This is a genomic window from Streptomyces sp. NPDC046876 (genome assembly GCF_040645035.1).
Classification (GTDB): domain Bacteria; phylum Actinomycetota; class Actinomycetes; order Streptomycetales; family Streptomycetaceae; genus Streptomyces.
In genome coordinates, this window is record NZ_JBEYXK010000028.1 from 28518 (window position 1) to 52899 (window position 24382).

Consider the following 24382-nt stretch of genomic DNA (forward strand, 5'->3'; position numbering starts at 1 on the left):
GGACGGCGGGTAACCCCATTTGCAGGCGGCCGAATCGCGCGCAGATCACCCCTCGGTAAGCTGACGGCATGACAGGACAAGTACGCACCGTCGACGGCCGCGTTGCCGGCCGGCGCGGTCAGGCGACGCGGCAGAAGCTGCTCGACTGCCTCGGCGAGATGCTCAGCTCCTCGCCGTACCGCGACGTCAAGGTCATCGACGTCGCCCGCAAGGCCGGCACCTCCCCCGCGACCTTCTACCAGTACTTCCCGGACGTCGAGGGCGCCGTCCTGGAGATCGCCGAGCAAATGGCCACCGAGGGCGCACAGTTGACCTCGCTGGTCGAGGGCCGCAGCTGGGTCGGCAAGGCCGGCTGGACGGCCGCCGAGGAGCTCGTCGAGGGCTTCCTGGACTTCTGGCGCCGCAACGACGCGATCCTGCGCGTGGTCGACCTCGGCGCGGCCGAGGGCGACAAGCGCTTCTACAAGATCCGCATGAAGATCCTGAACTCCGTCACCAACTCCCTTACGGAGTCGATGAAGGAGCTCCAGGCGAAGGGCAAGGTCGACAAGGACATCAGCCCGGCGGCGATGGCGGGCTCGCTGGTGGCGATGCTGGCCGCGGTCGCCTCGCACCAGAAGGGCTTCCAGACCTGGGGCGTCAAGCAGGCCGAGCTCAAGCCGAACCTGGCGCTGCTGGTGCACCTGGGCATCACCGGCAAGAAGCCGACCCGGTAGCGGCGGACCCCTCCGGGTCCGCCGTCCCCCGGCCCCTTGCGTCAGCGGCGCTCCAGGCGGAACAGCCTGATCTCGCGCTCGATGCGTGCCTGGTACGTCGCGTACGGCGGCCAGAACCCGAGCACGGCCCGCCACACGGCCGCGCGCTCCTCGCCCGCCAGCAGTCGCGCCCGCACCGCCACCTCCCGGCCCTTCCAGCTGACCGACGCGTCCGGGTTCGCGATCAGATTGGCCGTCCACGCCGGGTGTCCGGGCCGCCCGAAGTTGGACCCGATCAGCACCCACCCGTCCCCGTCCGGCATGCACGCGAGCGGCGTACGCCGGGGCTGCCCGCTCTTGGCGCCCCGGGCGGTCAGGACCACCCCGGGCAGCATCTGCGCGCTCAGGATGACCTTGCCCCGCGTGATCCGGTGGACCGCCTTGTCCAGCGCGGGCACCACGTGCGGAGCGATCTTCGCGAACAGCGGCGTCGAGGACACCCGCTGCATGAACCGCACGCCGATCATCGGACCGCCTCCCCGAAGAGCCCCGCGACCTGCGCCGCCCGCCCCCGCAGCCGGTGCACCGGCCCGAAGAGCAGCTCGTCGCCGGCCGCCCGCTTGAAGTACAGGTGCGCCTCGTGCTCCCAGGTGAAGCCGATGCCCCCGTGCAGCTGGATCGCCTCCCCCGAGGTCAGCCGCAGCGCCTCCAGGGCCTGCGCCAGCGCCAGGGCGCCCTGCTCGGGGTCCCACGCGGCGTAGTACGCCGCCGACCGGGCCGCCTGCACCTGTACGTACAGGTCGGCGAGCCGGTGTTTGACCGCCTGGAACGACCCGACGGCCCGCCCGAACTGCTCCCGCGCCCCGACGTACTCCACCGTCCGGTCGAGCACGGCCCCGGCCGCCCCCACGGCCTCCGCGGCCAGCATGGCCGCGGCCCCCTGCCCGACCCGCTCCAGCAGGGGAAGGACGCCCTCCCCGTCCCCCAGCAACTCACCCTCGACGTCCCGCAGTTGCACGACCGCCTGCGGCCGGGTCTCATCGACCCCCACCCGCCTCGCCCGCACCACACCCCGCGCGTCCCCCCGTACGAGGAACAGCAGGATCCGGCTCCGGGCGAACCCCCCGGCGTGCGCGGCCACGACCAGCAGCGAGGCGCTGTGCCCGTCGAGCACCTGCGCGACCTCCCCGTACAGCCGCCAGCGCCCGCCGTCGACCGGCCGCGCCTGCACCCCGCCGGCCCGCCCGCCCCCGGCCCACTCCCCGCCGTTGTCCCCGGTCAGCCCCAGCACGGCACCCAGGACCGCCCCCGGCACGGCCAAGGCCGCCGTCAGCCCCCCGGCCGCGATCCGCGGCAGCACCTCGGACCGCTGCCGCCCGCTCCCCAGCCCACCGACCAGCGGCGCGACCAGCCCGGCCGTGGCGAACAGCGGCGAGGGCAGCAGCGCCCGCCCCGCCTCCTCGCACACCAGCGCCAGGTCGCCCGTCCCGCACCCCACGCCCCCGTACTCCGCGGCGATGGCGATGCCGGGCAGCCCGAGCTGCCGCGACAGCAGGCCCCACAGCTCCCGGTCGTACCCCGCCCCGGTCCGCACGGCGGCCTTCACCTCATCCGGCCCACAGCGCTTGCCCAGGATCTCGCGCAGCGCGCGGCGCATCCCGTCCTGCTCCTCAGTAAAGGCGGCATCCATCGTGGCGGCTCCTCCCGAACCTGACGGTCCGTCATATTAAGACCGCCACCCCCAGATGCCCAGACACCCCACACCCTAGAATCTGACACCCAGTCAGCTATACCGTTCGCCCATGCCCGGACCCCTGAGCCAGCCCGTCCCCACCGCCCCCCGCCGCCGCGTCGCGGTGGTCGGCGTCGCCCTCTCGGACTGCGGCCGCGTCGACGGCCCCACCCCGTACGCCCTGCACGCCCAGGCGGCCCGCCGCGCCCTCGCCGACTCCGGCCTGGACCGCAGCGTCATCGACGGCTTCGCCTCCGCCGGCCTCGGCACCCTCGCCCCGATCGAGGTCGCCGAATACCTGGGCCTGCGCCCCACCTGGGTCGACTCCACCTCCGTCGGCGGCTCCACCTGGGAGGTCATGGCGGCCCACGCGGCCGACGCGATCGCCGCCGGCCACGCCAACGCCGTCCTGCTGGTCTACGGCTCCACGGCGCGCGCCGACATCAAGGCCCGCCGCCGCACCTCGAACCTCTCCTTCGGCGCCCGCGGCCCCCTCCAGTACGAGGTCCCGTACGGCCACTCGCTGATCGCCAAGTACGCCATGGCCGCCCGCCGCCACATGCACCAGTACGGCACCACGCTCGACCAGCTCGCAGCCATCGCGGTCCAGGCCCGCGCGAACGCCGCCACCAACCCCGACGCCATGTTCCGCGACCCGCTCACCGTCGACGACGTCCTCTCCTCCGAGATGATCGCCGACCCCTTCACGAAGCTGCACTGCTGCATCCGCTCCGACGGCGGCTGCGCGGTCCTCCTCGCAGCCGAGGACCACGTCCCCGACACCGCCAAGAAGCCCGTCTGGATCCTTGGCTCGGGCACCTCGGTCTCCCACGCCACCATGTCGGAATGGGAGGACTTCACGGTCTCCCCCGCGGCCGCGTCAGCCCGCCAGGCCTTCACCCGCGCCGCCCTGACCCCTGCCGACATCGACATCGCCGAGCTCTACGACGCCTTCACCTACATGACCCTGGTCACCCTCGAGGACCTCGGCTTCTGCGCCAAGGGCGAGGGCGGCCCCTTCGCGGACAAGGGCCGCCTCCTCGCCACCGGAGACCTCCCCGTCAACACCGACGGCGGCGGCCTCTCCGCCTGCCACCCCGGCATGCGCGGCCTCTTCCTCCTGGTGGAAGCAGTCCGCCAACTCCGCGGCGAACGCGGCCCGGGCCAGGTCACCAAGCCCGACGGCACCCTCCCCCGCACGGCCATAGCCTCCGGCACGGGCGGCTGGTTCTGCTCCTCGGGCACGCTCATCCTGGCCCGCGACTAGGGCCTGTCGAACCGGCGCCCCAGGGGGCAGACTCGCAGATCATGACGAACAGCGGATTATGGGTCGGCATCCTCACCGCGCTGACCGCGCTCGGAGCCAGCTACATCACCGCGAGGGCGACCTCGCGAGCAGCGTTGACCCAAGCCCGGACCACCACCCTGGCACAGGCCCTCCGCGAGCAGCGCGACCGCCGCCGATCCGCCTACCGGGAGATGATGGGCTGCGCGCACGCGTTCAACGAGGTGGTCTGGCAGATCGACGACGCCGATGCAGCCCCCGACCCCGAGAGCAGGAACGCGGTCCTGACGCAGATGTACGAGCGCCTCGCTCCGGCCCTCGGCGACATGAACAAGGCGACCAACGAAGTACGCCTCGACGGCCCCGTCGAGGTCTCCGACGCGGCCGAACAGGTACGGCAGTCGGCGCGGCGCGTACAGCCGCGACTCAAGGCACTCATCGGCAACGCCGGGCCCGAGCCGAGGCGCACGTACGACGCCGCGTACATGGATTTCCGCGAGGCGTACCTCACGTTCATAGGCCTGGCGAGAGAGGCATTGGAGGTCAAAGACAAGGAGGCGTGACTCCACATCACGAGAAACCAGACCGCAACCGGCAGCCGCCGACCAAAGGATCACCCCGTAGCGATCGAAGGCGCGAGGACGAAGCCCGCCGGGCCCGAAGCGGGCCCGCACGAGAAGGGGCCCCCGGGCAGTGGCCGCCGGGTCACTGATGCCGGGCTCTGTAACGCATGCCCCGTCCCGTTCCTTCGGGGGCTTCCCGGCAGTCCTTGTCTTTCCGGGGCGGGACGGTGGGTCAAGGGGGGCCGAAGGCCATCGCGAAGCGACGCGACGACGAAGGAGGAGCGCCCTTGAGGCACCGGCCCGAACCGGAGAGACACTGGGACTGACGGGAAACCCCCGGGCGGCTCGCTCCGGCCGGTGCACAGCAGGAGCCCACCACTCCACCGCCTAGCCTGACCCCATGGCCGGTGACAGCGACACCTCATCCCCCTCACCCGACTCCTTCCACGCCACCCTCCACTCCCTGAAGGTCTGGGACACCCAGCTCCCCGCCTTCGATCCCGACACCGCCCCCTCCACCCCCCTCCCCCTGTTCCGGGAGTGGTTCACGCACGCCGCCGCGGCCGGGCAGGTCGAGCCGCACACGATGAGCCTGGCCACCGTCGACGCCGAAGGGCGCCCCGACGTCCGCATCCTGATGCTGCACGACGCCGATGCCCGCGGCTGGCACTTCGCCTCGCACGCCACCAGCTCCAAGGGCCGCCAGCTCGCCGCGCACCCGGATGCCGCCCTCGTCTTCTACTGGCCGGCCGTCGCCCGGCAGGTCCGCATCCGCGGCCGGGTCACCGCCTGCGACCCGAAGGAGAGCCGGGCGGACCTGGCGGTCCGCTCGCGGGGCGCCCTGGCCGCGGCCCTCACCGGCCGACAGAGCGAGGTACTCGGCTCGCCCCAGGAGCTGGCCGAGGCCTCGGCGGCCGCATGGGAGCGGGCCGGCGCAGAGCCGGACGCGCCGGCCCCGACCTGGACCCGGTACGTACTGGACCCCGTCGAGGTGGAGTTCTTCCAGGGCGACGCCGCCCGCCGCCACATCCGCCTGCGCTACAGCCGCACCCCGAACACCACAGCAACCTGGACGCGCGAGCTGCTCTGGCCGTAGGCCACCCTCACAGGGAGGCCGTAGACCGCCCAACCACCCACCCGCGCAAGCACTTTGACACTGGACAGACAGCAACCCACTGATCAAGGATGCCCCGCAGGCGCCGCGACTCACCCACTCATCCACTCACCCACTTACCCACTCACCCGCTCACCCGGAGGTCTCCATGCCCGCACAGGACAAGCCGCTGACACCCGGCGGCCGGATCTGGCTGATCACCGGCGCCTCGTCCGGCTTCGGCCGCACCCTCGCCGACGCAGCACTTGCGGCCGGCGACACCGTCGTCGCCGCCGTACGCCGGCCCGACGTCCTCGCGGAGCACGCCGCCGCGCACCCCGGGCGGCTGGTGCCGGTGGCACTGGACGTCGCGGACACGGCGGCGGCCGCCACGGTGGTGGCCGAGGTCATCGAGCGCTTCGGCCGGATCGACGTCCTGGTCAACAACGCGGGCCGGGGCCTGGTCGGCGCGGTCGAGGAGACCTCGGACGCCGAGCTGCGCGCCCTGATGGACCTGCACTTCTTCGGCCCGGCCGCCCTCGTCCGGGCCGTACTGCCGCACATGCGGGCGCAGAAGTCCGGGGCCGTGGTGCAGATGAGCAGCATGGGCGGGCGGCTGTCGTTCCCCGGCGTGGGCGCGTACTCGGCGACGAAGTTCGCACTGGAGGGCCTGACCGAGGCACTGGCGGGCGAGGTCGCCCCGCACGGCATCACCTGCCTGATCGTCGAACCGGGCGCCTTCCGCACCGGGTTCGCCGGACCCGGCGCACTGCAGAGCACCGCCACGGTCCTGCCCGCGTACGAGGACACCGTCGGCGCGGTCCGCACGGGCCTGCCGGATTCCGACGGCGCCCAGCCCGGCAACCCCGTCAAGGCCGCCGCAGCGATCCTGGCCGCCCTGGACGCCGAGCAGACCCCCCTGCGCCTGGCCCTGGGCAACGACGCCGTGGACGCCATCCGCGCGCACGCAACCGCATCCAGCGCCGAGCTGGACGCCTGGGAGGCAGTGGGGCGGGCCACCACCTTCGAGGCCTGATGCCTGACACCCGGCACGGTGCCCCGGACCGTCACGGCGACGCACGCCAACGCCGGTCCGGAGGCACGAGCCACCACCCCGGAAGCCCCTACGAGGAGGCGGGCCGGAAGACCGCCGCCCAAACCCCCTCCGCGGCCTCCCGGAACGCCACCTCCAGCGGCATGCCGACGCGCAGAGCCCCCGCCTCGCAGTCCACGACCTCGGTCATCATCCGCGGCCCCTCGGCCAGGTCGACCACGGCCGCCGTGTAGGGAACCCTCGACCCGAACGGCGGCAGGTCGTTGCGGTGGATCACCGACCACGTGTAGAGCACGGCACGGCCACTGGCCTGCTCCCAGACGACCTGGTCCTCGCCCGCCCAGCAGAACGGGCAGAACTCCCGCGGGTAGTGGTGCGCCCGCCCGCACGCCCCGCACCGCCGCACCAGCAGCCGCCCCTCGGCAGCCGCATCCCAGTAGGTCCGGCTGAACTCATCCACGTCCGGCAGATCAAACCGAGGCCCCGCACTCGCCCCACCCTGCCCACCCTGCCCACTCAAAGGAACAACCCCCACACCGCATCAAGCGACCAGGCCTGCCACCCGACCCCCACAAAGGCGACGAAAGCGACGAGCATCATCATCGCGTTCTGCCCCTGCTCCGCCCAGTCGTGGATCATCAGCACCAGGTAGAGCAGGTTCAGCAGCAGCCCGCCCACCAGTGCGACCGGCGTCAGGAAGCCCAGCACCAGCCCGAGCCCCAGCGCCAGCTCCGCGTAGACGACGACGTACGCCATCAGCCGCGGCCGCGGCTGGACCACGGACTCGAAGCCCCGCTTGACCGCCGGCCAGCGGTGCTTGCCCGCGACGTCGGCCGCCCAGGCGATGCCGGTGCCGCGCTCGAACCAGCCCTTCTTGTCCTTGTGCCGCCAGCTCTCCAGCCACCACAGGCCGAGGCCTATCCGCAGCACGGCGAGCCACTCGGCCCCGCTGAGCCAGATGGTCTGCATCGACCCCTCCTGCCCCTGGCACCCAATCTGACGGTACGTCAGTTGAGCGGACGCGCAGCCATCACGCAAGACCCCCGTGACCGATCCGCAATCGATTCCCTCCTTGTCCGAGACCCATCAACGCTGTGTGTCGATACGCTCACTCTTCATGCCCGGAGTCCCCACAGCCCCAGACATGACCACCCAGCCCCGCCCCGTCTACGTGATCGGCGCCGGGCCCGGCGGCCTGGCCGCGGCCGCCGCACTGCGCGCCCGCGGAGTACGGGCGGTGGTCGTGGAGAAGTCCGACACCGTCGGAGCCTCCTGGCGCAGCCACTACGACCGCCTCCACCTGCACACCACCCGCCGCCTCTCGGCCCTCCCCGGGCTGGCCATGCCGCGCCGCTTCGGCCGCTGGGTCTCCCGCGACGACGTGGTGCGCTACCTGGAGAAGTACGCCGAGTTCCACGAGCTCGAGATCGTCACGGGCGTGGAGGTCACCCGGATCGAGCGGGCACCGGAACCCCCCGCGGAGACCGAAACCGAACCGGGAGCCACCAACAGGCGGAAGGAGCGGAAGGAGAAGAAGAAGCGGTCCAAGAAGCGGCACCAATCCCCCGACCCCGGCTGGCTCCTCCACGCCACCGGCGGCCGCGTCCTCGCCGCTCAGGCCGTCGTGGTCGCCACGGGCTTCAACCACACCCCCGCGCTACCCGACTGGCCGGGCCTCGACACGTACAGCGGCCGGCTCCTCCACGCCCGCGACTACCGCAACCCCACCCCCTTCAAGGGCAAGGACGTCCTGGTCGTCGGCGCGGGCAACACCGGCGCCGAAATAGCCGCGGACCTGGCAGCCGCAGAGAACACGGCCACCCAAACCCCAGACGCCACCCCCCGCATCCGCCTGGCCATCCGCACCACGCCCCACATCGTGCGCCGCTCCACCCTCGGCTGGCCCGCCCAGCGCACCGGGATCCTGGTGCGGCGGCTGCCCGTGCGGCTCGTGGACCGGCTGGGCGCGCTCTCCGCCAAGGCGTCGGTCCCGGACCTGGCGGCGTACGGGCTCCCCCGGCCCACCACCGGCCTGTACAGCCGCGCCAAGCAGGGGGCGATCCCCGTCCAGGACGTCGGCCTCATCGACGCGGTCCGCTCGGGCAGGGTCGAGCCGGTCGCCGCGGTCGCCGGCTTCGACGGCGCCGAGGTGATCCTCGCGGACGGCTCCCGCATCACCCCGGACGCGGTGATCGCCGCCACCGGCTACCGGCGCGCCCTCGAGGCCCTGGTCGGCCACCTGGACGGCGTCCTGGACGAGCGCGGCCGCCCCCGTACGCACGGCGCACGCGCCCTGCCCCAAGCCCCCGGCCTGTACTTCACCGGCTTCACCAACCCCATCAGCGGCATGTTCCGCGAGATGGCCCTGGACGCGGAGAAGATCGCCCGGGCACTGTCCCGCCACCTCGGCTCCCGCACCCAGCGCGACCGCGACGAGTCCCTCCCGTACACGGACCTCCCCCGGGTGGACCCGCTCGCCTAGGAACGGCCCGGTCGGCAGGCATCGCCCGACCGCAGCGCCACTCGACCGAATTCCCCCTGGACCCACCCGGACCCGTCTGCCACCGTTCCACACATCACCTCCACCCCCCTCCACCACCCTTCCGCCACCTTCCACCACCTTTCCTGCGCAGCACTGTTCCTGACGCCGCGTCAGTTCAGTAATCTGAATCTGACTACACGTCAGTAATTGGCTTGAAGTTCATCGAGCAGGAGCGGGCGAAGCGATGCTTGGATCTACTCACGGCACCCTCACCACCGACTTCCGCGCACGTGTCGAGGCCTGCGGAGAGACCCCCAGGACGGCCGTCCACTCCACGGCCGCGCCCTCCCCGGACGACGCGGTCGCCCTGGACGTCAGCGGGCGGCCGCTGCACGCCGACGTACCGGACCTGGACCGCTTCTTCCGGCCGGAGTCCGTGGCCGTCATCGGTGCCTCCGACACCGAAGGCAGGCCCAACACCGGGATCACCCGGCAGCTCATCGCCTGGGCCGGGCGGGTGGGTGCCCGCATCCACCCCGTGCACCCCACCCGCCCCACCGTCTTCGGGCTGCCGTGCCACCCCTCCGTGGCCGCGCTGGCCGCGCAGCACGGGCAGGTGGACCTCGCGGTGCTGCTCGTGGCGGACCCGCTCCCCCTCATCGACGAACTCGCCGAGGCCAAGGTGAAGTACGCCGTGGCCTTCGCCTCCGGCTTCGCCGAGACCGGCACCGACGGCGCCGCCGCCCAGGCGCGGCTCGCCGCGGCGGTCCGGCGGTCGGGCCTCCGCCTCCTCGGCCCGAACACCAACCTCAACGCCTTCTCCGAGTTCCGGGACGACCTCGACGGCCCGGCCATCGCGCTGATCACCCAGTCCGGCCACCAGGGCCGGCCCGTCTACACCCTCCAGGAGCTCGGCGTCCGGCTCTCCCACTGGGCTCCCACGGGCAACGAGGCCGACCTCGAGACCTCCGACTTCATCTCGTACTTCGCCGAGCAGCCCGAGGTCGGCGCGATCGCCTGCTACGTCGAGGGCCTCAAGGACGGCCGGTCCTTCCTCCTCGCCGCCGACCGGGCCGCCCGCAACGGGGTCCCGGTGGTCGCGGTCAAGGTCGGCCGGACCGAGGCCGGCGCCCGTACCGCCGCCTCCCACACCGGCAAGCTCACCGGTGCCGACACCGTCGTGGACGCCGCGATGCGCCAGTTCGGCGTCATCCGCGTCGACGGCCTCGACGAGCTCCAGGACACCGCGGCCCTCCTCGCCCGGGCCCGCAGGCCGCAGGCCGACGGGGTCGTCGTCTACTCGATCTCCGGCGGCACCGGCGCCCACTTCTCCGACCTCGCCACCGAGGCCGGGCTCCACCTGCCCACGCTCTCCCGAGCCAAGCAGGACGAGCTCCACCAGTGGATACCGGAGTACCTGAACGTCGCCAACCCCGTCGACAACGGCGGCCACCCGGTCGGCGACTGGCGCGGCCGGAAGATCATCAACGCGATCCTCGCCGACCCCTCCGTCGGCGTGCTGATCTGCCCGATCACCGGGCCCTTCCCGCCCATGAGCGACCGGCTCGCCCAGGACCTCGTGGACGCGGCCGAGCAGACCGACAAGCTGGTCTGCGTGATCTGGGGCTCCCCCGTCGGGACCGAGGAGGCCTACCGCACCACCCTGCTCGGCTCCTCCCGGGTGGCGACCTTCCGCACCTTCGGCAACTGCATCACCGCCGTGCGCGCCTACCTCGACCACCACCGCTTCACCACCGGCTACCGCTCCCCCTTCGCCGACGCCCCGCGGACCCCGTCCCCCTCGTACCGCAAGGCGCAGGCACTGATGCGCCCGGGCCAGCAGCTCAGCGAGCACGCGGCGAAGCAGCTGCTGCGGGCCTACGGGATCCGGGTGCCGCGGGAGCAGCTCGTGACGAGCGCGGCGGCGGCGGTCCGCGCGGCCGGCCTCGTCGGCTACCCGGTGGTGATGAAGGCCTCGGGCCCGCAGCTCGCGCACAAGACGGAACTGGGCCTGGTGAAGATCGGCCTGACCTCGGCGAGCCAGATCCGCGACGCCTACCGGGAGCTGACGGACATCGCCCGCTACGAGAACGTGCCGCTGGACGGAATCCTGGTCTGCCAGATGGTGGAGCGGGGCGTCGAAATGGTCGTCGGCGTCACCCAGGACGAGCTGTTCGGCCCGACCGTGACGGTCGGGCTGGGCGGGGTCCTGGTGGAGGTGCTGCACGACGCGGCGGTACGGGTGCCGCCGTTCGGCGAGGACCAGGCCCGGGCGATGCTGGCCGAACTGCGCGGCCGAGCCCTGCTGGACGGGGTCCGGGGGGCGCCGCCGGCCGATGTCGACGCGCTGGTCGAGGTCGTGCTGCGGGTGCAGCGGATGGCGTTGGAGCTCGGCGGGGTCCTGTCCGAGCTGGACATCAACCCGCTGATGGTCCTCCCGCGGGGGCAGGGCGCGGTGGCGCTGGACGCCCTCGCCGTCTGCCGCTGACACCGCCCGGCCACCGGTCCCGTACCCCAGCCGGCCCCCGTCCCCCGGCTCCTGCCCGGACCGCCGTCCCAGGGCCCGGGCCCCGCCCCGCCGGCCCCGCTGCGCGGAGCAGTTCCCCCACCCCGCCCCTTCCCGCTGTGCCGGATTTGCGGCTCCGCCGCGTGGCGAGTCCTGCGGCCCCGGCCCCCGCCCGCCTCAATCGCCGGCGCGGCTCAAAGATCGGGGGCTCCGCCCCGGACCCGGCGCCTCAAACGCCGGCGAGGCTGGATAAATCCAGCCCGCGCGGCGTTTGAGCGCACCGGGCGCGAAGCGCCCGCACCCTCACCCACCCCTCACCCCAAACGGAAGCGGCACCCCATGACGGACACCCCCCAACCCCCCGACTCATCAGTACTGCACCGCACCGACAACAACGTCTCCTGGATCACCCTCAACCGCCCCGAGGCGATGAATGCCGTCACCTGGGACCAGCGCGAGCGGATCATCGCGCTGCTGGCGGACGCCTCCGCCGACCCGGCCGTCCGGGCCGTCGTCATCACGGCCACGGGCAAGGGCTTCTGCGCCGGCGCCGACCTCCGCGGCGCCCCCGCCACCGACGGCAACCGCATCGCCGGCGACGTATCCCGCATGATCCGTCTCGGCGCCCAGCGCCTGATCACGGCCGTTCTGGATTGCGAGAAGCCGGTCCTCGCCGCGGTCAACGGCACCGCCGCCGGCATCGGCGCGCACCTCGCCCTCGCCTGCGACCTGGTCCTGGCGGCCGAGTCGGCCCGGTTCATCGAGGTGTTCGTCCGCCGCGGCCTGGTCCCCGACGGCGGCGGCGCCTACCTGCTCCCCCGCCTGGTGGGCCCGCAGCGCGCGAAGGAGCTGATGTTCTTCGGCGACGCCGTCCCGGCGGCCGAGGCCGAGCGGCTCGGCCTGGTCAACCGGGTCGTCCCGGACGCGGAGTTGGCGGCCCGGGCCCGGGAGTGGGCCGAGCGGCTCGCGCAGGGCCCGACCCGGGCCATCGCCCTGGCCAAGCAGCTGGTCAACGCCTCGCTGGACGGTGACCGGGCGGCCGCCCTGGCCGCCGAGGCCACCGCGCAGGAGATCAACATGACCACGGCCGACGCGGCCGAGGGCGTGGCGAGCTTCGTGGAACGCCGCACCCCCAAGTACCACGGCCGCTGAAACCGAAGCCCAACCCAACCCCTACATCTGGGCACTCGGCTTCAGCAGCGCGAACACCGCGCCGAACGGGTCCGCCACCCAGGCGATCCGGCCGACGTCCGGCACGTCCGCCGCCGACATGATCACCGAGCCGCCCGCGCCCTGCGCCGCCGAGACGGTGGCGTCGACGTCCGCCACGTGGAAGTACGGCACCCAGCGCGGCCGTTCGACGCCCCCGCCGCCCGCCCCGTCGCCCATCGGCGCGACGCCGCCGAAGGAGGCCTGCTTCTGGTCGCCGTCCTTGGTGCTGAGGACGCGGTACGTCATCCCCGGCGCATGCATCTCCTCGCTGCGCCAGCCGAAGACCCCGTTGTAGAACTCGATGGCCGCGCCCGGGTCCGGTACGTGGAGCTCGGCCCACACCAGCGAGTTCTCCTCCGAGGCGCGTTCGAGCCCGGCGGTCTTGCCCGGCTGCCACACCGCGAACTCGGCGCCCTGCGGGTCGGTGGCCTGCGCGAGCCAGCCCTCGCCCATGACGTCCATGGGCTCCATGCGGATCTTCCCGCCGCCGTCCTTGACCGCCTGGGCCGTTGCCCGGGCGTCCGGGGTCATGAAGTGGACCATCCAGGCCGACTTCGCGCCCTCCTCGGTGAGCGGTCCGAGCCCGGCGACGGTCTTGCCGTCCGCCTGGAAGAACCCGTACCCGCCCGCCTCCGGGCCGGCGGAGGTGAAGCTCCAGCCGAAGACGGCGCCGTAGAAGGCGGCCGCGGCATCCGTGTCGGGGCTGCCGAGGTCGAGCCAGTTGGGTGAGCCGGTGCGGAAGTCGGTGCCGAGCATGGGGTCCTCCCGGGACGTCTGCGGTCGGGCGGCGTACGGCCGTACGCCGGTCCCCCGCCACCATGCCGAGCCGGGTCGGGCGGCCGTGCGTACGGATCCGGGTCGCCCGGGGGTTTCACCCGCGCGGGGGAACAGCGGCGCGAGCACTCACTGCTTGTGCAGCTCCCGCTTCTCCCAGCCCGCCGGATCCCTGACCATCCGGGAGAGCAGCGGCTCCCCGGCAGTGCCCCCGGCCGCCCAGACCATGGGTGCCGCCCAGTCCCCCTCGCAGCCGGGTACGTCGACCTGCACGGCCCCCTGCCGGTACGTCCAGGTGCCGCCTCCCGAGCAGCGCGCCACCTCTCCCGCGGGGCGCTCGAGCGGCAGTTCCTCGGCCGCGGCCTGCCCGCCCTCGTGGAGGAGCAGGCGGGCACCCTTCCCGTCGGCCCACGTCCCGACGAGGGCGGACCGCTGGGGCTCGGGCGGGCCTTGCAGGCCGGGCGGCGGAGCGGCAGCGGCCTGCGGCTCCGCCGGGCCGATCCGCAGGCCGGGCCGCGGGTCGGGCGACGCCGGCATCCGGGCCTCGGCGAAGAGGACGGCTCCGACGAGGAGCACCAGCAGGGCGATGCCGGCCCGGCCGGCCGTCTGCCCGAGCATCCGCCGGCTCGACAGGTTCCGCCGGTAGGCATGGCCTGCGGCTGCCACCGGGAGCACGCCGAAGACCGCGATCCAGAACCAGGTGTCCTCGAACGGCCACAGGAGCGGCCGGAACCCGGGCAGGGCGTACGCCACCGCGAGGGCGACCCCCCAGGGCACCGCCCATACGGCGGCCGGCCACCCGGTGAACCGGGCGGACAGCCGCGCGAGCTGCACCACGGGGAGGGCGAACAGCCAGGCCTGCGCATATCCGACCAGGGCGGCCACGAGCACGTACATGATCAGGTGGGCGACCACGTCGCCGTAGCCGAAGCCGTAGTCGATACCGAATGCGCTGTCGTCCTCGATGGCGATGGCGATGACCCACCCGAGCATGACCTGCACCACGGCCACCGGGCCGGCTCCGCGCGTCCCGAAGCCGCGGGCTGCTCTTTCCGCCTCCTCCATGCCACTACCCCCTCTCCTTGAACATGTTCAAGTCCCCTCGGGGCGGGACCATACCCCGAATCCTTGAACACGTTCAAGACATGCTTGACCGGGGTTGAAGCGAGCCCTGCCCACCCCTTCCCATCTGACATACCGTCAGTTTCAATCGGGAGTGTGATGGGACATGCAGGGATGGCGGCCACCGTCGTCCGATACCTGAGATCAGTCGGCTCCGCGGCGCCCGGGTCGGCGGCGGAGCCCTCGGCCCTGCCCCGCGCCGACCTGCGGGCCGTCGGCGAGGACGAGCGCGCCCCCGTCGGCCCCGCGGAGTTCCGGGCCGTGCTCGGGAACTTCGCGAGCGGCGTCACCGTGGTCACCGCCCCGGCCGCCGAGGGCGAGGACGGCCCGGCCGGCTTCGCCTGCCAGTCCTTCGCCTCGCTGTCGCTCGACCCGCCCCTGGTGACGTTCATGGTGGCCCGTACCTCCACCACCTGGCCGCGGATCGCCCGCGCCGGGGTGTTCTGCGTCAACATCCTGGGCGCGGGGCAGGGGGAACTGTGCCGGCAGTTCGCGGTGAGCGGGACCGACAAGTTCGCCGGGGTCGGGCACCGGCCGGCCCCCGTGACGGGGTCGCCGCAGCTGGACGGCGTGCCCGCCTGGATCGACTGCCGCATCCACGCCGTGCACACCGGCGGGGACCACCTGATCGTGGTCGGGCGGGTCCTGGCCCTTGGCGCCGCCGGAGAGGACGGCCCCCTCCTGTTCCACAAGGGCCGCTTCGGCCGCCTCTCCGACACCTGACGGGAGCCGGCCGGCGTTTGGGGCCCGAGGTCGGGGCGACGGCGCCAAGGGGCCCCCGTCCACCCCTTCTTCGCACAGAGGGCAGACCAAGAGGAACCAGGTCATGCCGCCAGCCCCAGTGAGGCAACCCGTTCTCGATGCTGCTGCAGGTGCCGCATACTCCGCTATGCCCCTGATCGAACAATCAAGCGAGCATCACGACAGGAACCTCAATGGCCCTTCCCTCGCCGGTCGACTCATCGGTGTCCGTGCCCCTCTTCTACGGCTTGATGGCTGCGGTGGCATTGTGCTGGCTGGTGCCCGCCTTGGTTCCCCTCCGGCTCTTGAACAGCCGTCTGGCCGGTCCGGACCCGGAACTCGAAGGGGTGGTCAAGGCAGCTCGTTCCGGAGAGTGGGAGCCCGCGGCCGACCTGTTGACTGCGGCCGGGCCCGATGCGGACCTCCGCACGCATTACGCGATGCGACTGGCCTACACGGCCGCCCACGACGGTGATGTCTGGCTTCGGACCTGGCAAGCAGACCGTCCGAGCGATCCCGACGCGGTACTGGTCAGCGCATGCACGCGCGTCGAGCAAGCGTGGAAGGTGCGTGGGGGCCGGGCGGCGCGGTTCACATCGCAGAATCGGTTCGCGGGTTTCCACCAGGAACTGGAAGCCGCGCACGAGGAATTTCGGCATGCAGCAGCCGTACTCCCGGATGATCCGACTCCTCTGGCCGGTCTGGTCCGCGTGGCGACCGGGCTCGGCTGGTCCAAGGACGACATGGGCTTGTTGTGGGCCCGTATCACCGCAACATCGCCGCACCACTTCAACGCCCACGTCGCCGCGCTGCAGTACTTCTGCCGCAAGTGGCGGGGGTCCCGGGGCGAGGCCGAGAAGTTCGCAGCGCAGGCTGCAGAGGATGCCCCGCGTGGGAGCCTCTTGTCGTTGCTGCCCTTGATCGCTTGGTACGAGCACCAGGTCGTTGATACGGAGAGCGGCGGCGCCGGCTTCTTCCGAATGCCAGATGTCATGGCGCTGGTGGACGCGGCGCTGGAGGACGTCTCGGCAGCCGGGAGCCATCCGAACCTTCCGAATGCGCGGCACCTCCTCGCCTACTTCCTCGTCCGGCAGGGCCGCTACCGTGCAGCCCTGGAGCAGCTCCGCCAAGTCGACGGCTATTGCGGCGCCCTCCCCTGGACGTACCACCCCTGGCCCGGGCTCTCCTACCGCACCCACCGCATGCGGGCCGTCTGGGGAGCCCTCCTCACGCGCAGATGACCCGATTGCCTACCGCAGTACGGCGGCTCCATCCCGGGTCCTGGGACAGGGGTCCGACAGATCCCGCCACGCCGGCGATTGAGGTGCGGGTCCGGGCAGAGTCCGGCAGCCGGCGGGGCTGGATCTGACGGCCAGGTCAGAAGGTGAGGACGCTGCGGGCCACGCGGCCCGCGTGGGCGGCTTCGGCGGCCTTGGCGAAGTCCTCCACCGGGTGGACCTCGGTCACGAGCTCGTCCAGCAGGAGCTTTCCCTGCCGGTAGAGCTCCGCGTACAGGGCGATGTCGCGTTGGGGGCGCGACGAGCCGTACCGGCAGCCCATGATGGTCTTGTCGAGGTACATCGACGAGACCTGGAACGCGGCCTCCTCCCTGAACCCCGGCACCCCCAGCAGCACCGCCTGCCCGTGCCGGTCCAGCAGATCGACGGCCTGGCGGATCAGCCGGACGTTGCCGACGCACTCGAAGGCGTGGTCGGTGCCCGTCGGGAGGATCTCCTTCACCGCCGCCACCGCATCGGGGACGGCCGACGCGTCCACGAAGTGCGTCGCCCCGAACTGCCGGGCCACCGCCTCCTTCGCCGGGTTGGCGTCCACCGCCACCACCGTCGTCGCGCCCGCGATCCGCGCCCCCTGGAGCACGTTCAGCCCGATCCCGCCGCTGCCGATGACCACCACCGACTCGCCCCGGTCCACCCGGGCCCGGTTCAACACCGCCCCGACGCCCGTGAGGACACCGCAGCCGATGAGCGCCGCCGACGCCATCGGGATGTCGTCCGGGATCTTCACCGCCTGCACGGCCTTGACGATAGTCCGCTCTGCGAAGGCGGAGTTCGAAGCGAACTGGAACAGCGGCTTCCCGCCCCGCGAGAACGGCTGGCCCGGCATCCCGATCGCCCTGCGGCACATGGTCGGCCGCCCCCGGTCGCAGTCGGCACAGGCCCCGCAGTTGGCCAGGGTGGACAAGGAAACGTGGTCCCCTGGGGCCACATGCGTCACCCCGGCCCCCACCGCCTCCACGACCCCCGCGCCCTCGTGCCCGAGCACCACCGGCACCGGGAACGGGATCGTCCCGTCGATCACCGACAGGTCGCTGTGGCACACCCCGGCCGCCCGGATCGCGACCAGCACCTCACCCGGTCCGGGATCCCGGACCTCCAGGTCGTCGGCCACCACAACCTGCTTGCCGTCGAACACGACGCCTCTCACCGGCCGCTCTCCTTAGGCAGGCCGAGCACGCGCTCGGCGATGATGTTCCGCTGGATCTCGTCCGAGCCGCCGTAGATCGTGTCGGCCCGGGTGAACAGGAGCAGGCGCTGCGCCTCGTCGAGCCCGGCCTCGTACGGGAGCCCGGGCGCCCACGCCCCCGGCCCGGCCGCGCCCACCGCGCCCCGGACGGCGACCGCCAGCTCGCCGAGGCGCCGGTGCCAGCCGCCCCAGAGCAGCTTGGCCACGCTCGGCGCCCCCGGGTCCGCTCCGGACGCGTCTCCCAGCGTGCGCAGCGCGTTCCACCGCATCGTGCGCAGCTCGGCCCACTGCCGCACCAGCCGGTCCCGCACCACCGGGTCGGACCCGCCGTACACCGCGTAGTCCGCCAGGACGCGCTCCAGTTCGGCCGCGAAGCCGATCTGCTGGACGAGCGTGGACACCCCGCGTTCCAGCGCGAGCAGGCCCATGGCCACGGACCAGCCGTTGCCCTCGCCGCCGACGACCTCCGCGGCGACGGCCCCGTCGAAGAAGACCTCGTTGAACTCGGAGGTCCCCGACATCTGGCGGATGGGCCGCACCTCCACCCGCCCCGGCTGGTCCATCCGTACGAGCAGGAACGACAGCCCCCGGTGCCGGCGCGAGCCGGCCTCGGTCCGGGCCAGGACGAAGCACCAGTCGGCCTCGCGGGCCAGCGAGGTCCAGATCTTCTGGCCGGTGACGCGCAGCCGCCCGTCGGCACCGTCCCGTACCGCCGCGGTCCGCACGGCCGCGAGGTCCGACCCGGCGCCGGGCTCGCTGTAGCCCTGGCACCACAGCTCCTCGCCGCGCGCGATGCCGGGCAGGAAGCGGTCCTGCTGCTCGCGGCTGCCGTACGCGATCAGCGTCGGGGCGAGGAGGTTCTCGCCGATGTGGCCGACCCGGCCGGGCGCGCGCAGCGCCGCGTACTCCTCGGCCCACACGACCTGCCCGGTCAGGGAGAGCCGCTGCTGCCCGTACGCCCCGGCCGGCACCTCCCAGCCCTGGCCGATCCAGCCGCCGCGGCCCAGTTCGCGCTCCCACGCGCGGCGGGCCGCCACCCCCTCGTGCTCGCTGCCGGGCCCGCCGAGGCCGACCGCGCCGGCGTACGGGCCGTCGGGCGCGAGGTGCCCGGTGAGCCAGGCGCGGGCCCGTACGCGCAGTTCCTCGTCCTCGGCCCCGAAGCTGAAGTCCACGGTCCGCGGGCCCCTTCTAGGCGTTGCGGTCGTTGCGGGCGTTCGGCCGGTCCTTGGCGGCCGCCGCCTTGGCCATGGCCTCCAGCTGCACCAGCATCGGCATGGGGTCGGTGCCGACCGTCCCGGGCAGGAAGTCGGCGATCTTCTCGGGGGTCCAGGCGCCCTCGGCGTACCCGGCGCGCAGCTCGCGCGGCTGCGCCCAGACGGCGATCTTGGGTCCGGCGATCGTGTAGACCTGCCCGGTGATCCGCTCGCCGCCGACGGCGACGGCCTTGTCGCTGAGCAGGTAGGTGACGAGGGCGGCGACGTCCTCGGGCTCGCCGATCTCCTTGAGCTCCATGGGGACGTTCGCGGACATGCGGGTACGGGCGACGGGCGCGACGGCGTTGGCGGTGACCCCGTACTTGTGCAGGCCGAGCGCGGCGGAGCGCACGAGGGAGATGATCCCGCCCTTGGCGGCGCTGTAGTTGGCCTGGGCGACGGAGCCCTGGTGGTTGCCGCTGGTGAAGCCGATGAGGGTGCCGGAGCCCTGGCGGCGCATGACGGCGGAGGCGGCGCGGAAGACGGTGAAGGTGCCCTTGAGGTGGGTGGCGAGGACCGGGTCCCACTCCTGCTCGGACATGTTGAAGAGCATCCGCTCGCGCAGGATGCCGGCGACGCAGACGACGCCGTCGATGCGGCCGTAGCGGGTGAGGGCGGTGTCGACGACGCGCTGGCCGCCCTCCATGGTGGAGATGTCGTCGGCGACGGCGACGGCCTCGCCGCCGGCGGCGAGGATCTCCTTCACGACGGCCTCGGCTATCTCGCTGGTCGGCGCGCCGCCCTCGATGCCGACGCCGTAGTCGTTGACGACGACCCTGGCCCCCTCGGCTGCGGCGGCGAGTGCGACGGCGCGGCCGATGCCGCGGCCCGCGCCGGTGACGGCCACGACCTTGCCTGCCAAGAAGTTCCCCACGCCGACCCCTTCCCGCTGTTTCTGACGGACCGTTAGATTTTATGTCCCGCCGGACGGCGCAGCACAAGAGCTCGTTGCCCACCCGTTGCCCACCCGTTGCCCACAGGAGTGGATGAGGACCATGGCCCTGCCCGCCGCGTTCCACGACATCGCCAAGCGCGTCAACAACTGGGGGCGCTGGGGTGCCGACGACGAGATCGGCACGCTGAACCTGATCACCGACGAGGTCGTACGGGCCGCAGCCGCCGAGGTCCGCACCGGACGCCGCATCCCGCTGGCCCTCCCGCTCAAGGAGGACGGCGTACAGGCTGGCCTGATCCCTGGCCGGATCAACCCGCTGCACACGATGGTGCAGATCAACCAGGAGCTGTTCGGGCCGGGCGGGGTCGCCTGCAGCGACGACGCGGTGACGATGGGGCTCCAGGCGGGCACCCACTGGGACGCCCTCACCCACGTCTCGCACTCCGGCCGCATCTACAACGGCCGCCCCGCCGGCAGCGTCACCGCCCACGGGCGGGCCGAGTTCAGCGGCATCGACAAGGCCGGGCCGGTCGTCTCCCGCGGGGTGCTGCTGGACGTGGCGCGCGCCAAGGGCCTGGACCGGCTGCCGGGCGGGCACGCAGTGACCCCGGAGGACCTGTCGGAAGCGGAGGAGTTCGCCGGGGTGCGGGTGCGGGCCGGGGACGTCGTCCTGGTCCGCACCGGCCATATCCAGGTCTACCTGGCCGGCGACAAACACGGCTACGGCTTCCCCTCGCCCGGGCTGTCCGTCCGCACCCCGCAGTGGTTCCACGCCCGGGACGTGGCCGCCGTCGCCAACGACACCCTGACCTTCGAGATCTTCCCGCCGGAGATCGAAGACCTGTGGCTGCCGGTGCACGCGCTGGACCTGGTGGAGATGGGCATGCTCCAGGGCCAGAACTGGAACCTCGAGAACTTGTCCACAGCCTGTGCAGAAGAATCCCGCTACACCTTCCTGCTCTCGGCGATGCCGGAGCCGTTCGTCGGCGCGGTGGGCACCCCGGTCGCCCCGGTCGCCGTCCTCTGACGGCCGCGGCCGCCCCGACCGCCTCCGGCGGCGCCGAGCGCCGCCACCGCCCAGGCCGCCGCCCACACGGCACCCACGAACAAGGCCGCCAGCGCGGTGGGCAGATGGGGCGGGGTCGGGCCCAGCCCCGGCGCCAGCCCCGCCGCACGGGCGCCGAAGCCGAGGACGCCGGAGCCGACCATCGCGATGCCGACCCAGGAGGCGGCGAGCGCCGGCCACCGCACGAGCCGGGTCCGCGGCAGGCGCAGGAGGAGCAGCGCCACGACGGCCATCAGCAGCCCGAGGGCCGCGTTGGCCCACTGGGCGGTCGCCACGTCGGCGACGGCCCCGTACGCCTCGGCCGGCGCGGGGAACCCCGGCATGCCGAGCTCGCCGTCCCGCGCCAGCTCCACCTTGCTGACGGCGTAGGCGAGGGCGCCGAGACAGGCGGTGAGGGCGGCGACCGTGTGCGACGTGCGGGTGCGGGTGCGGGTACGGGTCATGGGTTCATCCTGCGGCGAGCGCCGGCCCCCCGCCTCCCCCGCTCGTACCGACCCCTTCCCCCTCACGGGGGAGGAGCCCCCGGCCCCGGGCACTTCGGCAAGGCCGGTGGCGCATGTTCAGATCCAGCTCACACCGCCCGAGCGGCTTCTTCCTCCACGGCCCGGAGTTCGTCCATGGCCGGTCTGAAGGCGACGTCATCGCGGCTGGAGGTCCCCTGGATGGCCGCCAGGGCACGGCTGCGGCGGGCGGACAGGTCCGGTCGCCGCTCGATCTCCACCTCGGCCACCCAATGGCTGAGCCAGTGCTGGAGGTGGCCGATCTCGTTGCTGCTGATGGCTGCGGCGAGAGCGCGGTTCTTGTGCCGCTCCATCTCGTCCAGGCGGTGGGGGGCGATGCGGGCCAAGGCAACGCGGACGGCGTCGGGCGTGCGCTCAGGACGCGGAATGAGTTCGCCCCCGTGGTCGGGCTGTGTGATCATGCTGTTCTCCAGGTAGGGCCCAGGCCAGCGTATCCAGCCGGGCCTCGCGGGGAGGGCTCAGCGGCGGTCCGGATGCGACTGCGGTTCGCCTCACGCCAGGCGGAAGCGGACCGCCTTGCGGTGGGGGCGGGTGCTGACGTCCCAGTCGTCGGCGTACGCCGCGAGGAGGTCGAGGCCGCGGCCGTGGGTGGCCAGGTCTCCGGCCGGTGTCCCGCTTGTCGACGCCAGGGTCGGGGCCGCGGCCGGGGACTGGTCGTACACGGTCACCGTGACCGGGTCTCCCGTGGCGAGCGCCACCTCGACGGAGATCCGTTCGCTGGCGGTGTGCACGTGGGCATTGGTCACCACCTCCGAGGTGCACAGCCGTGCACGGTCCACGAGGTGGGCGAGCCCGGCCGCCTGGAGGATCAGGGCGACCCATTCCCGGGCGAGCCGGGGGGTGTCGGCCCGGCTGGGCGCGCTGAAGCGGTAGGTGTTCGTCGTTGCCATCGTTGTTCTCCCAACGCGGTACGAGTACGCGCGCCGCCTTCGCCCGTCGTATGCCGTGGCTCTGGCCGCCCCCAGGTGAACACGTACCGTCCCAAGGCACGGTTCAGCGGCTGCACTTCGGCTCTACCGACACGCGATGCGGTGAACCCCGGACACTAGGGTGCAACTATGCACCGGTGCAACCTTGTTCGCGTTGCTCGCGAACGCTGGTGGACCGGCGCCGGGGATACCGGCAGACTCGTGCCAGACAAGGGGAAGGGACGCATGCCACCGAGGGACAACCCGACCGCACGCCAGGCGCGACTCGGTACCGAGTTGCGGAAGCTGCGCGAGGCCGCTGGCGCGACGGCCAGGCAAGCCGCCGGCCTGTTGTCGGTCGACCAAGCAAAGATCAGCCACATCGAAGCCGGTCGCCTCGGCGTCAGCGAGGAGCGCATCCGGCGACTCGCAACCTTCTACTCCTGTGACGACGACCCCCTCATCGATGCCCTGTGCGCCATCGCCAGGGAGCATCGCGGGCAGTACTGGTTTGACGAATATCGGGGCATCCTTGCCCCGGGCTTCCTCGACATCGGCGAACTCGAGCACCACGCGATAGCGCTTCGGTCCATGCAGAGCATGACCCTGCCCGGTCTCTTCCAGACGGAGAACTATGCCCGCGCGCTGTTTTCCGGCGTCACGCCGAAGCTTCCGGCCGGCGAAGTCGAGGATCGCGTCGAGTTCCGCATGAAGCGAGCCGCCCTCCTCGACCGGCCGAACCCACCCCGGTTCGACGCCATCATCCACGAGGCCGCGCTGCGCATGCGCTTCGGTGGGCGCGATGTCGCGCGCGAGCAGCTGGAGCACCTGCTGAAACTGTCCACGCGACCCTCACTGTCGATTCGGGTGATCCCGTTCACCAGCGAGGACTTCATCGAGGTGACCCAACCCGTCCTCTATGCGCACGGCGTCGTCCCCCAGTTGGACACCGTGCAGATCGACAGCGCGTTCGGAGGCCGGTTCCTCGACGCCGACGCCGATCTGCGGAAATACCGCACGCTGTTCGAGATCGCGGAGAAAGCGGCTCTCGACCCGGAAGGGTCCCGCCAGATCATCCACCACATCGCACGAGAACTGTGAGAGACAGCGGCATGAGCGCACCCATCAGTTGGCAGAAGTCCTCCTTCTCCGGAGGCAATGGCGAAAACTGCATCGAGGTCGGCCGGGAAGCCGGCAGCATCGTGATGCGCGAGAGCGACGATCCAGGCCTGGTCATCACCACCAGCCCGGCCAAGCTCGCCGCATTCATCCAGGGCGTCAAGGCGGGCGAGTTCGACCACTTCGTGAGCTGACCGCCCGCATCGGCGACCGCCACCCCCATGCCCCCGCCCACGGCGGGGGCATTCACATGGGCGCGCGTGGGGCATACATGCACCGGTGCACACTTGCCACGCCAGCTCGGGTAGCGCTACCGTCGCAGTGCGTCACCGAGGTCGGCTCGGTCGGCGTAAACCGCTTCGACTGCCCGGCAGTTGCCCTGCCGCACCCGCAGTCCTGCGCCACTGCACCCAGCCACAGGAGGGCAACCATGCCCCGGCCGGAACCACCCACGCCCCCCGACGGGCCCACATCGCCCACGCGACGGGACTGCAAGGCCGCCATCGACACCGGGTACTGGTTCGAGGCGGTGTGCTTCAAGGACGCCTACACCACCGCGCCCGAGTTGCTGGACCGGGTCATGCTCGGCGCGCCCGAGGAGGCCGTGCGGCTGATCCGGATACAGATCCGCACCACGCACCCCTTCGCCCTCAGCCCGGCGGAGGTCGAGCGGGCGCTCGCGTGGGCCGGCGGGGAAGGCCGGGTCAGCGCCCTGGCCGCCCTGCACCGCGGGGAGCCCGCCGGATTCGGCATCACGCTGCGCAGCGGGCTGCGGGCCGAGTGGCGGGTGGTGCCCGTCCGGCACCTCACCCTTCAGCCCGCGGGATGCAGCCCCGAGGCCGATGTCCGGGCCGGGGGCCGTCACTAGGGTCGGCGG

The 24382-nt window shown here is 72.5% G+C and carries 26 protein-coding genes; 14 read left to right on the forward strand and 12 right to left on the reverse strand.

The genetic code is table 11. The features are described from left to right. Positions 1-68 precede the first annotated feature (68 nt). A complete protein-coding gene (locus ABZ924_RS17575) occupies positions 69-716 on the forward strand; it encodes a TetR family transcriptional regulator (RefSeq protein WP_361909923.1) in 648 nt (215 codons plus the stop codon). Between the two features lie 41 nt (positions 717-757). Here the strand turns inward: ABZ924_RS17575 and ABZ924_RS17580 are convergent, their stop codons facing one another. Continuing rightward, a complete protein-coding gene (locus tag ABZ924_RS17580) occupies positions 758-1222 on the reverse strand; it encodes a nitroreductase family deazaflavin-dependent oxidoreductase (RefSeq protein WP_361909926.1) in 465 nt (154 codons plus the stop codon). Next, positions 1219-2385 (reverse strand): acyl-CoA dehydrogenase family protein, encoded by a 1167-nt coding sequence (locus ABZ924_RS17585; RefSeq protein WP_361909929.1) that lies wholly within the window; start codon positions 2383-2385, stop codon positions 1219-1221. Before ABZ924_RS17585 ends, ABZ924_RS17580 begins: the two co-directional genes overlap by 4 nt. A 112-nt stretch (positions 2386-2497) precedes the next feature. Between ABZ924_RS17585 and ABZ924_RS17590 the strand changes: the two genes are divergently transcribed. The 4 genes from ABZ924_RS17590 to ABZ924_RS17605 all read left to right on the forward strand — a co-directional run bounded on the left by ABZ924_RS17590 (position 2498) and on the right by ABZ924_RS17605 (position 6404). After that, complete coding sequence (locus tag ABZ924_RS17590) at positions 2498-3694, forward strand: acetyl-CoA acetyltransferase (protein ID WP_361909932.1); 1197 nt, start codon at positions 2498-2500, stop codon at positions 3692-3694. Positions 3695-3735: 41 nt separating this feature from the next. After that, positions 3736-4275 carry a hypothetical protein gene (locus ABZ924_RS17595; protein WP_361909935.1) on the forward strand — a complete coding sequence of 180 codons (540 nt, stop codon included), beginning with the start codon at positions 3736-3738 and terminating at the stop codon, positions 4273-4275. A gap of 400 nt (positions 4276-4675) precedes the next feature. Then, positions 4676-5371 carry a pyridoxal 5'-phosphate synthase gene (locus ABZ924_RS17600; RefSeq protein WP_361909937.1) on the forward strand — a complete coding sequence of 232 codons (696 nt, stop codon included), beginning with the start codon at positions 4676-4678 and terminating at the stop codon, positions 5369-5371. Positions 5372-5537: 166 nt separating this feature from the next. After that, positions 5538-6404, forward strand: coding sequence for an oxidoreductase (locus ABZ924_RS17605; RefSeq protein ID WP_361909940.1), 867 nt, complete (start codon positions 5538-5540; stop codon positions 6402-6404). 88 nt (positions 6405-6492) lie between these two features. Here ABZ924_RS17605 and ABZ924_RS17610 read toward each other — a convergent pair whose 3' ends face one another. Both ABZ924_RS17610 and ABZ924_RS17615 read right to left on the reverse strand, forming a co-directional pair. Further along, on the reverse strand, positions 6493-6942 hold the full coding sequence (locus ABZ924_RS17610) for a Zn-ribbon domain-containing OB-fold protein (protein WP_361909943.1): 450 nt from the start codon (positions 6940-6942) through the stop codon (positions 6493-6495). Next, positions 6939-7391 carry a DoxX family membrane protein gene (locus ABZ924_RS17615; protein WP_361909946.1) on the reverse strand — a complete coding sequence of 151 codons (453 nt, stop codon included), beginning with the start codon at positions 7389-7391 and terminating at the stop codon, positions 6939-6941. Before ABZ924_RS17615 ends, ABZ924_RS17610 begins: the two co-directional genes overlap by 4 nt. Before the next feature lie 175 nt (positions 7392-7566). On the opposite strand from ABZ924_RS17615, the gene ABZ924_RS17620 reads away from it, so the two are divergent. The 3 genes from ABZ924_RS17620 (at position 7567) to ABZ924_RS17630 (ending at position 12562) form a co-directional block, all read left to right on the forward strand. Then, the gene (locus tag ABZ924_RS17620) at positions 7567-8904 is read left to right on the forward strand and encodes an NAD(P)-binding domain-containing protein (RefSeq protein WP_361909949.1); all 1338 of its coding nucleotides are present in this window, start codon (positions 7567-7569) and stop codon (positions 8902-8904) included. 244 nt (positions 8905-9148) lie between these two features. Further along, the gene (locus ABZ924_RS17625; RefSeq protein WP_361909952.1) at positions 9149-11392 is read left to right on the forward strand and encodes an acetate--CoA ligase family protein; all 2244 of its coding nucleotides are present in this window, start codon (positions 9149-9151) and stop codon (positions 11390-11392) included. Positions 11393-11749: 357 nt separating this feature from the next. Then, positions 11750-12562, forward strand: a complete 813-nt coding sequence (locus tag ABZ924_RS17630; protein ID WP_361909955.1) for an enoyl-CoA hydratase-related protein — start codon at positions 11750-11752, stop codon at positions 12560-12562. Between the two features lie 21 nt (positions 12563-12583). Here the strand turns inward: ABZ924_RS17630 and ABZ924_RS17635 are convergent, their stop codons facing one another. Continuing rightward, positions 12584-13378 carry a VOC family protein gene (locus ABZ924_RS17635; protein ID WP_361909958.1) on the reverse strand — a complete coding sequence of 265 codons (795 nt, stop codon included), beginning with the start codon at positions 13376-13378 and terminating at the stop codon, positions 12584-12586. A gap of 147 nt (positions 13379-13525) precedes the next feature. Further along, positions 13526-14461 (reverse strand): hypothetical protein, encoded by a 936-nt coding sequence (locus ABZ924_RS17640; RefSeq protein WP_361909961.1) that lies wholly within the window; start codon positions 14459-14461, stop codon positions 13526-13528. Between the two features lie 156 nt (positions 14462-14617). Between ABZ924_RS17640 and ABZ924_RS17645 the strand changes: the two genes are divergently transcribed. Together ABZ924_RS17645 and ABZ924_RS17650 are read left to right on the forward strand one after the other, a co-directional pair. Beyond that, positions 14618-15241 (forward strand): flavin reductase family protein, encoded by a 624-nt coding sequence (locus ABZ924_RS17645; RefSeq protein WP_361909964.1) that lies wholly within the window; start codon positions 14618-14620, stop codon positions 15239-15241. A gap of 212 nt (positions 15242-15453) precedes the next feature. Beyond that, a complete protein-coding gene (locus tag ABZ924_RS17650) occupies positions 15454-16500 on the forward strand; it encodes a hypothetical protein (RefSeq protein WP_361909967.1) in 1047 nt (348 codons plus the stop codon). Positions 16501-16636: 136 nt separating this feature from the next. Here the strand turns inward: ABZ924_RS17650 and ABZ924_RS17655 are convergent, their stop codons facing one another. The 3 genes from ABZ924_RS17655 to ABZ924_RS17665 are packed head-to-tail and all read right to left on the reverse strand — an operon-like array spanning position 16637 to position 19870. After that, positions 16637-17704 (reverse strand): Zn-dependent alcohol dehydrogenase, encoded by a 1068-nt coding sequence (locus ABZ924_RS17655; RefSeq protein WP_361909970.1) that lies wholly within the window; start codon positions 17702-17704, stop codon positions 16637-16639. Continuing rightward, a complete protein-coding gene (locus ABZ924_RS17660) occupies positions 17701-18915 on the reverse strand; it encodes an acyl-CoA dehydrogenase family protein (RefSeq protein WP_361909973.1) in 1215 nt (404 codons plus the stop codon). The genes ABZ924_RS17655 and ABZ924_RS17660 overlap by 4 nt, the downstream gene beginning before the upstream one ends. A gap of 16 nt (positions 18916-18931) precedes the next feature. Continuing rightward, on the reverse strand, positions 18932-19870 hold the full coding sequence (locus ABZ924_RS17665) for an SDR family NAD(P)-dependent oxidoreductase (protein ID WP_361909976.1): 939 nt from the start codon (positions 19868-19870) through the stop codon (positions 18932-18934). A gap of 121 nt (positions 19871-19991) precedes the next feature. On the opposite strand from ABZ924_RS17665, the gene ABZ924_RS17670 reads away from it, so the two are divergent. Then, a complete protein-coding gene (locus tag ABZ924_RS17670; RefSeq protein WP_361910042.1) occupies positions 19992-20918 on the forward strand; it encodes a cyclase family protein in 927 nt (308 codons plus the stop codon). Here the strand turns inward: ABZ924_RS17670 and ABZ924_RS17675 are convergent. The 3 genes from ABZ924_RS17675 to ABZ924_RS17685 all read right to left on the reverse strand — a co-directional run bounded on the left by ABZ924_RS17675 (position 20837) and on the right by ABZ924_RS17685 (position 22368). Next, positions 20837-21400, reverse strand: a complete 564-nt coding sequence (locus ABZ924_RS17675; protein ID WP_361909979.1) for a hypothetical protein — start codon at positions 21398-21400, stop codon at positions 20837-20839. The genes ABZ924_RS17670 and ABZ924_RS17675 overlap by 82 nt on opposite strands. A gap of 128 nt (positions 21401-21528) precedes the next feature. Continuing rightward, positions 21529-21879 carry a hypothetical protein gene (locus tag ABZ924_RS17680; RefSeq protein WP_361909981.1) on the reverse strand — a complete coding sequence of 117 codons (351 nt, stop codon included), beginning with the start codon at positions 21877-21879 and terminating at the stop codon, positions 21529-21531. Between the two features lie 90 nt (positions 21880-21969). Further along, complete coding sequence (locus ABZ924_RS17685; RefSeq protein WP_361909984.1) at positions 21970-22368, reverse strand: ATP-binding protein; 399 nt, start codon at positions 22366-22368, stop codon at positions 21970-21972. A gap of 264 nt (positions 22369-22632) precedes the next feature. Here ABZ924_RS17685 and ABZ924_RS17690 point away from each other — a divergent pair, with 264 nt between their 5' ends. From ABZ924_RS17690 to ABZ924_RS17700, 3 genes are all read left to right on the forward strand, one after another. Further along, positions 22633-23487 (forward strand): helix-turn-helix transcriptional regulator, encoded by an 855-nt coding sequence (locus ABZ924_RS17690; RefSeq protein WP_361909986.1) that lies wholly within the window; start codon positions 22633-22635, stop codon positions 23485-23487. An 11-nt stretch (positions 23488-23498) separates the two neighbouring features. Beyond that, positions 23499-23699: a DUF397 domain-containing protein gene (locus tag ABZ924_RS17695; RefSeq protein ID WP_361909989.1), complete on the forward strand. Its 201-nt coding sequence runs from the start codon at positions 23499-23501 to the stop codon at positions 23697-23699. A 236-nt stretch (positions 23700-23935) separates the two neighbouring features. Further along, a complete protein-coding gene (locus ABZ924_RS17700; RefSeq protein WP_361909992.1) occupies positions 23936-24373 on the forward strand; it encodes a hypothetical protein in 438 nt (145 codons plus the stop codon). The last annotated feature ends 9 nt before the right edge of the window (positions 24374-24382 follow it).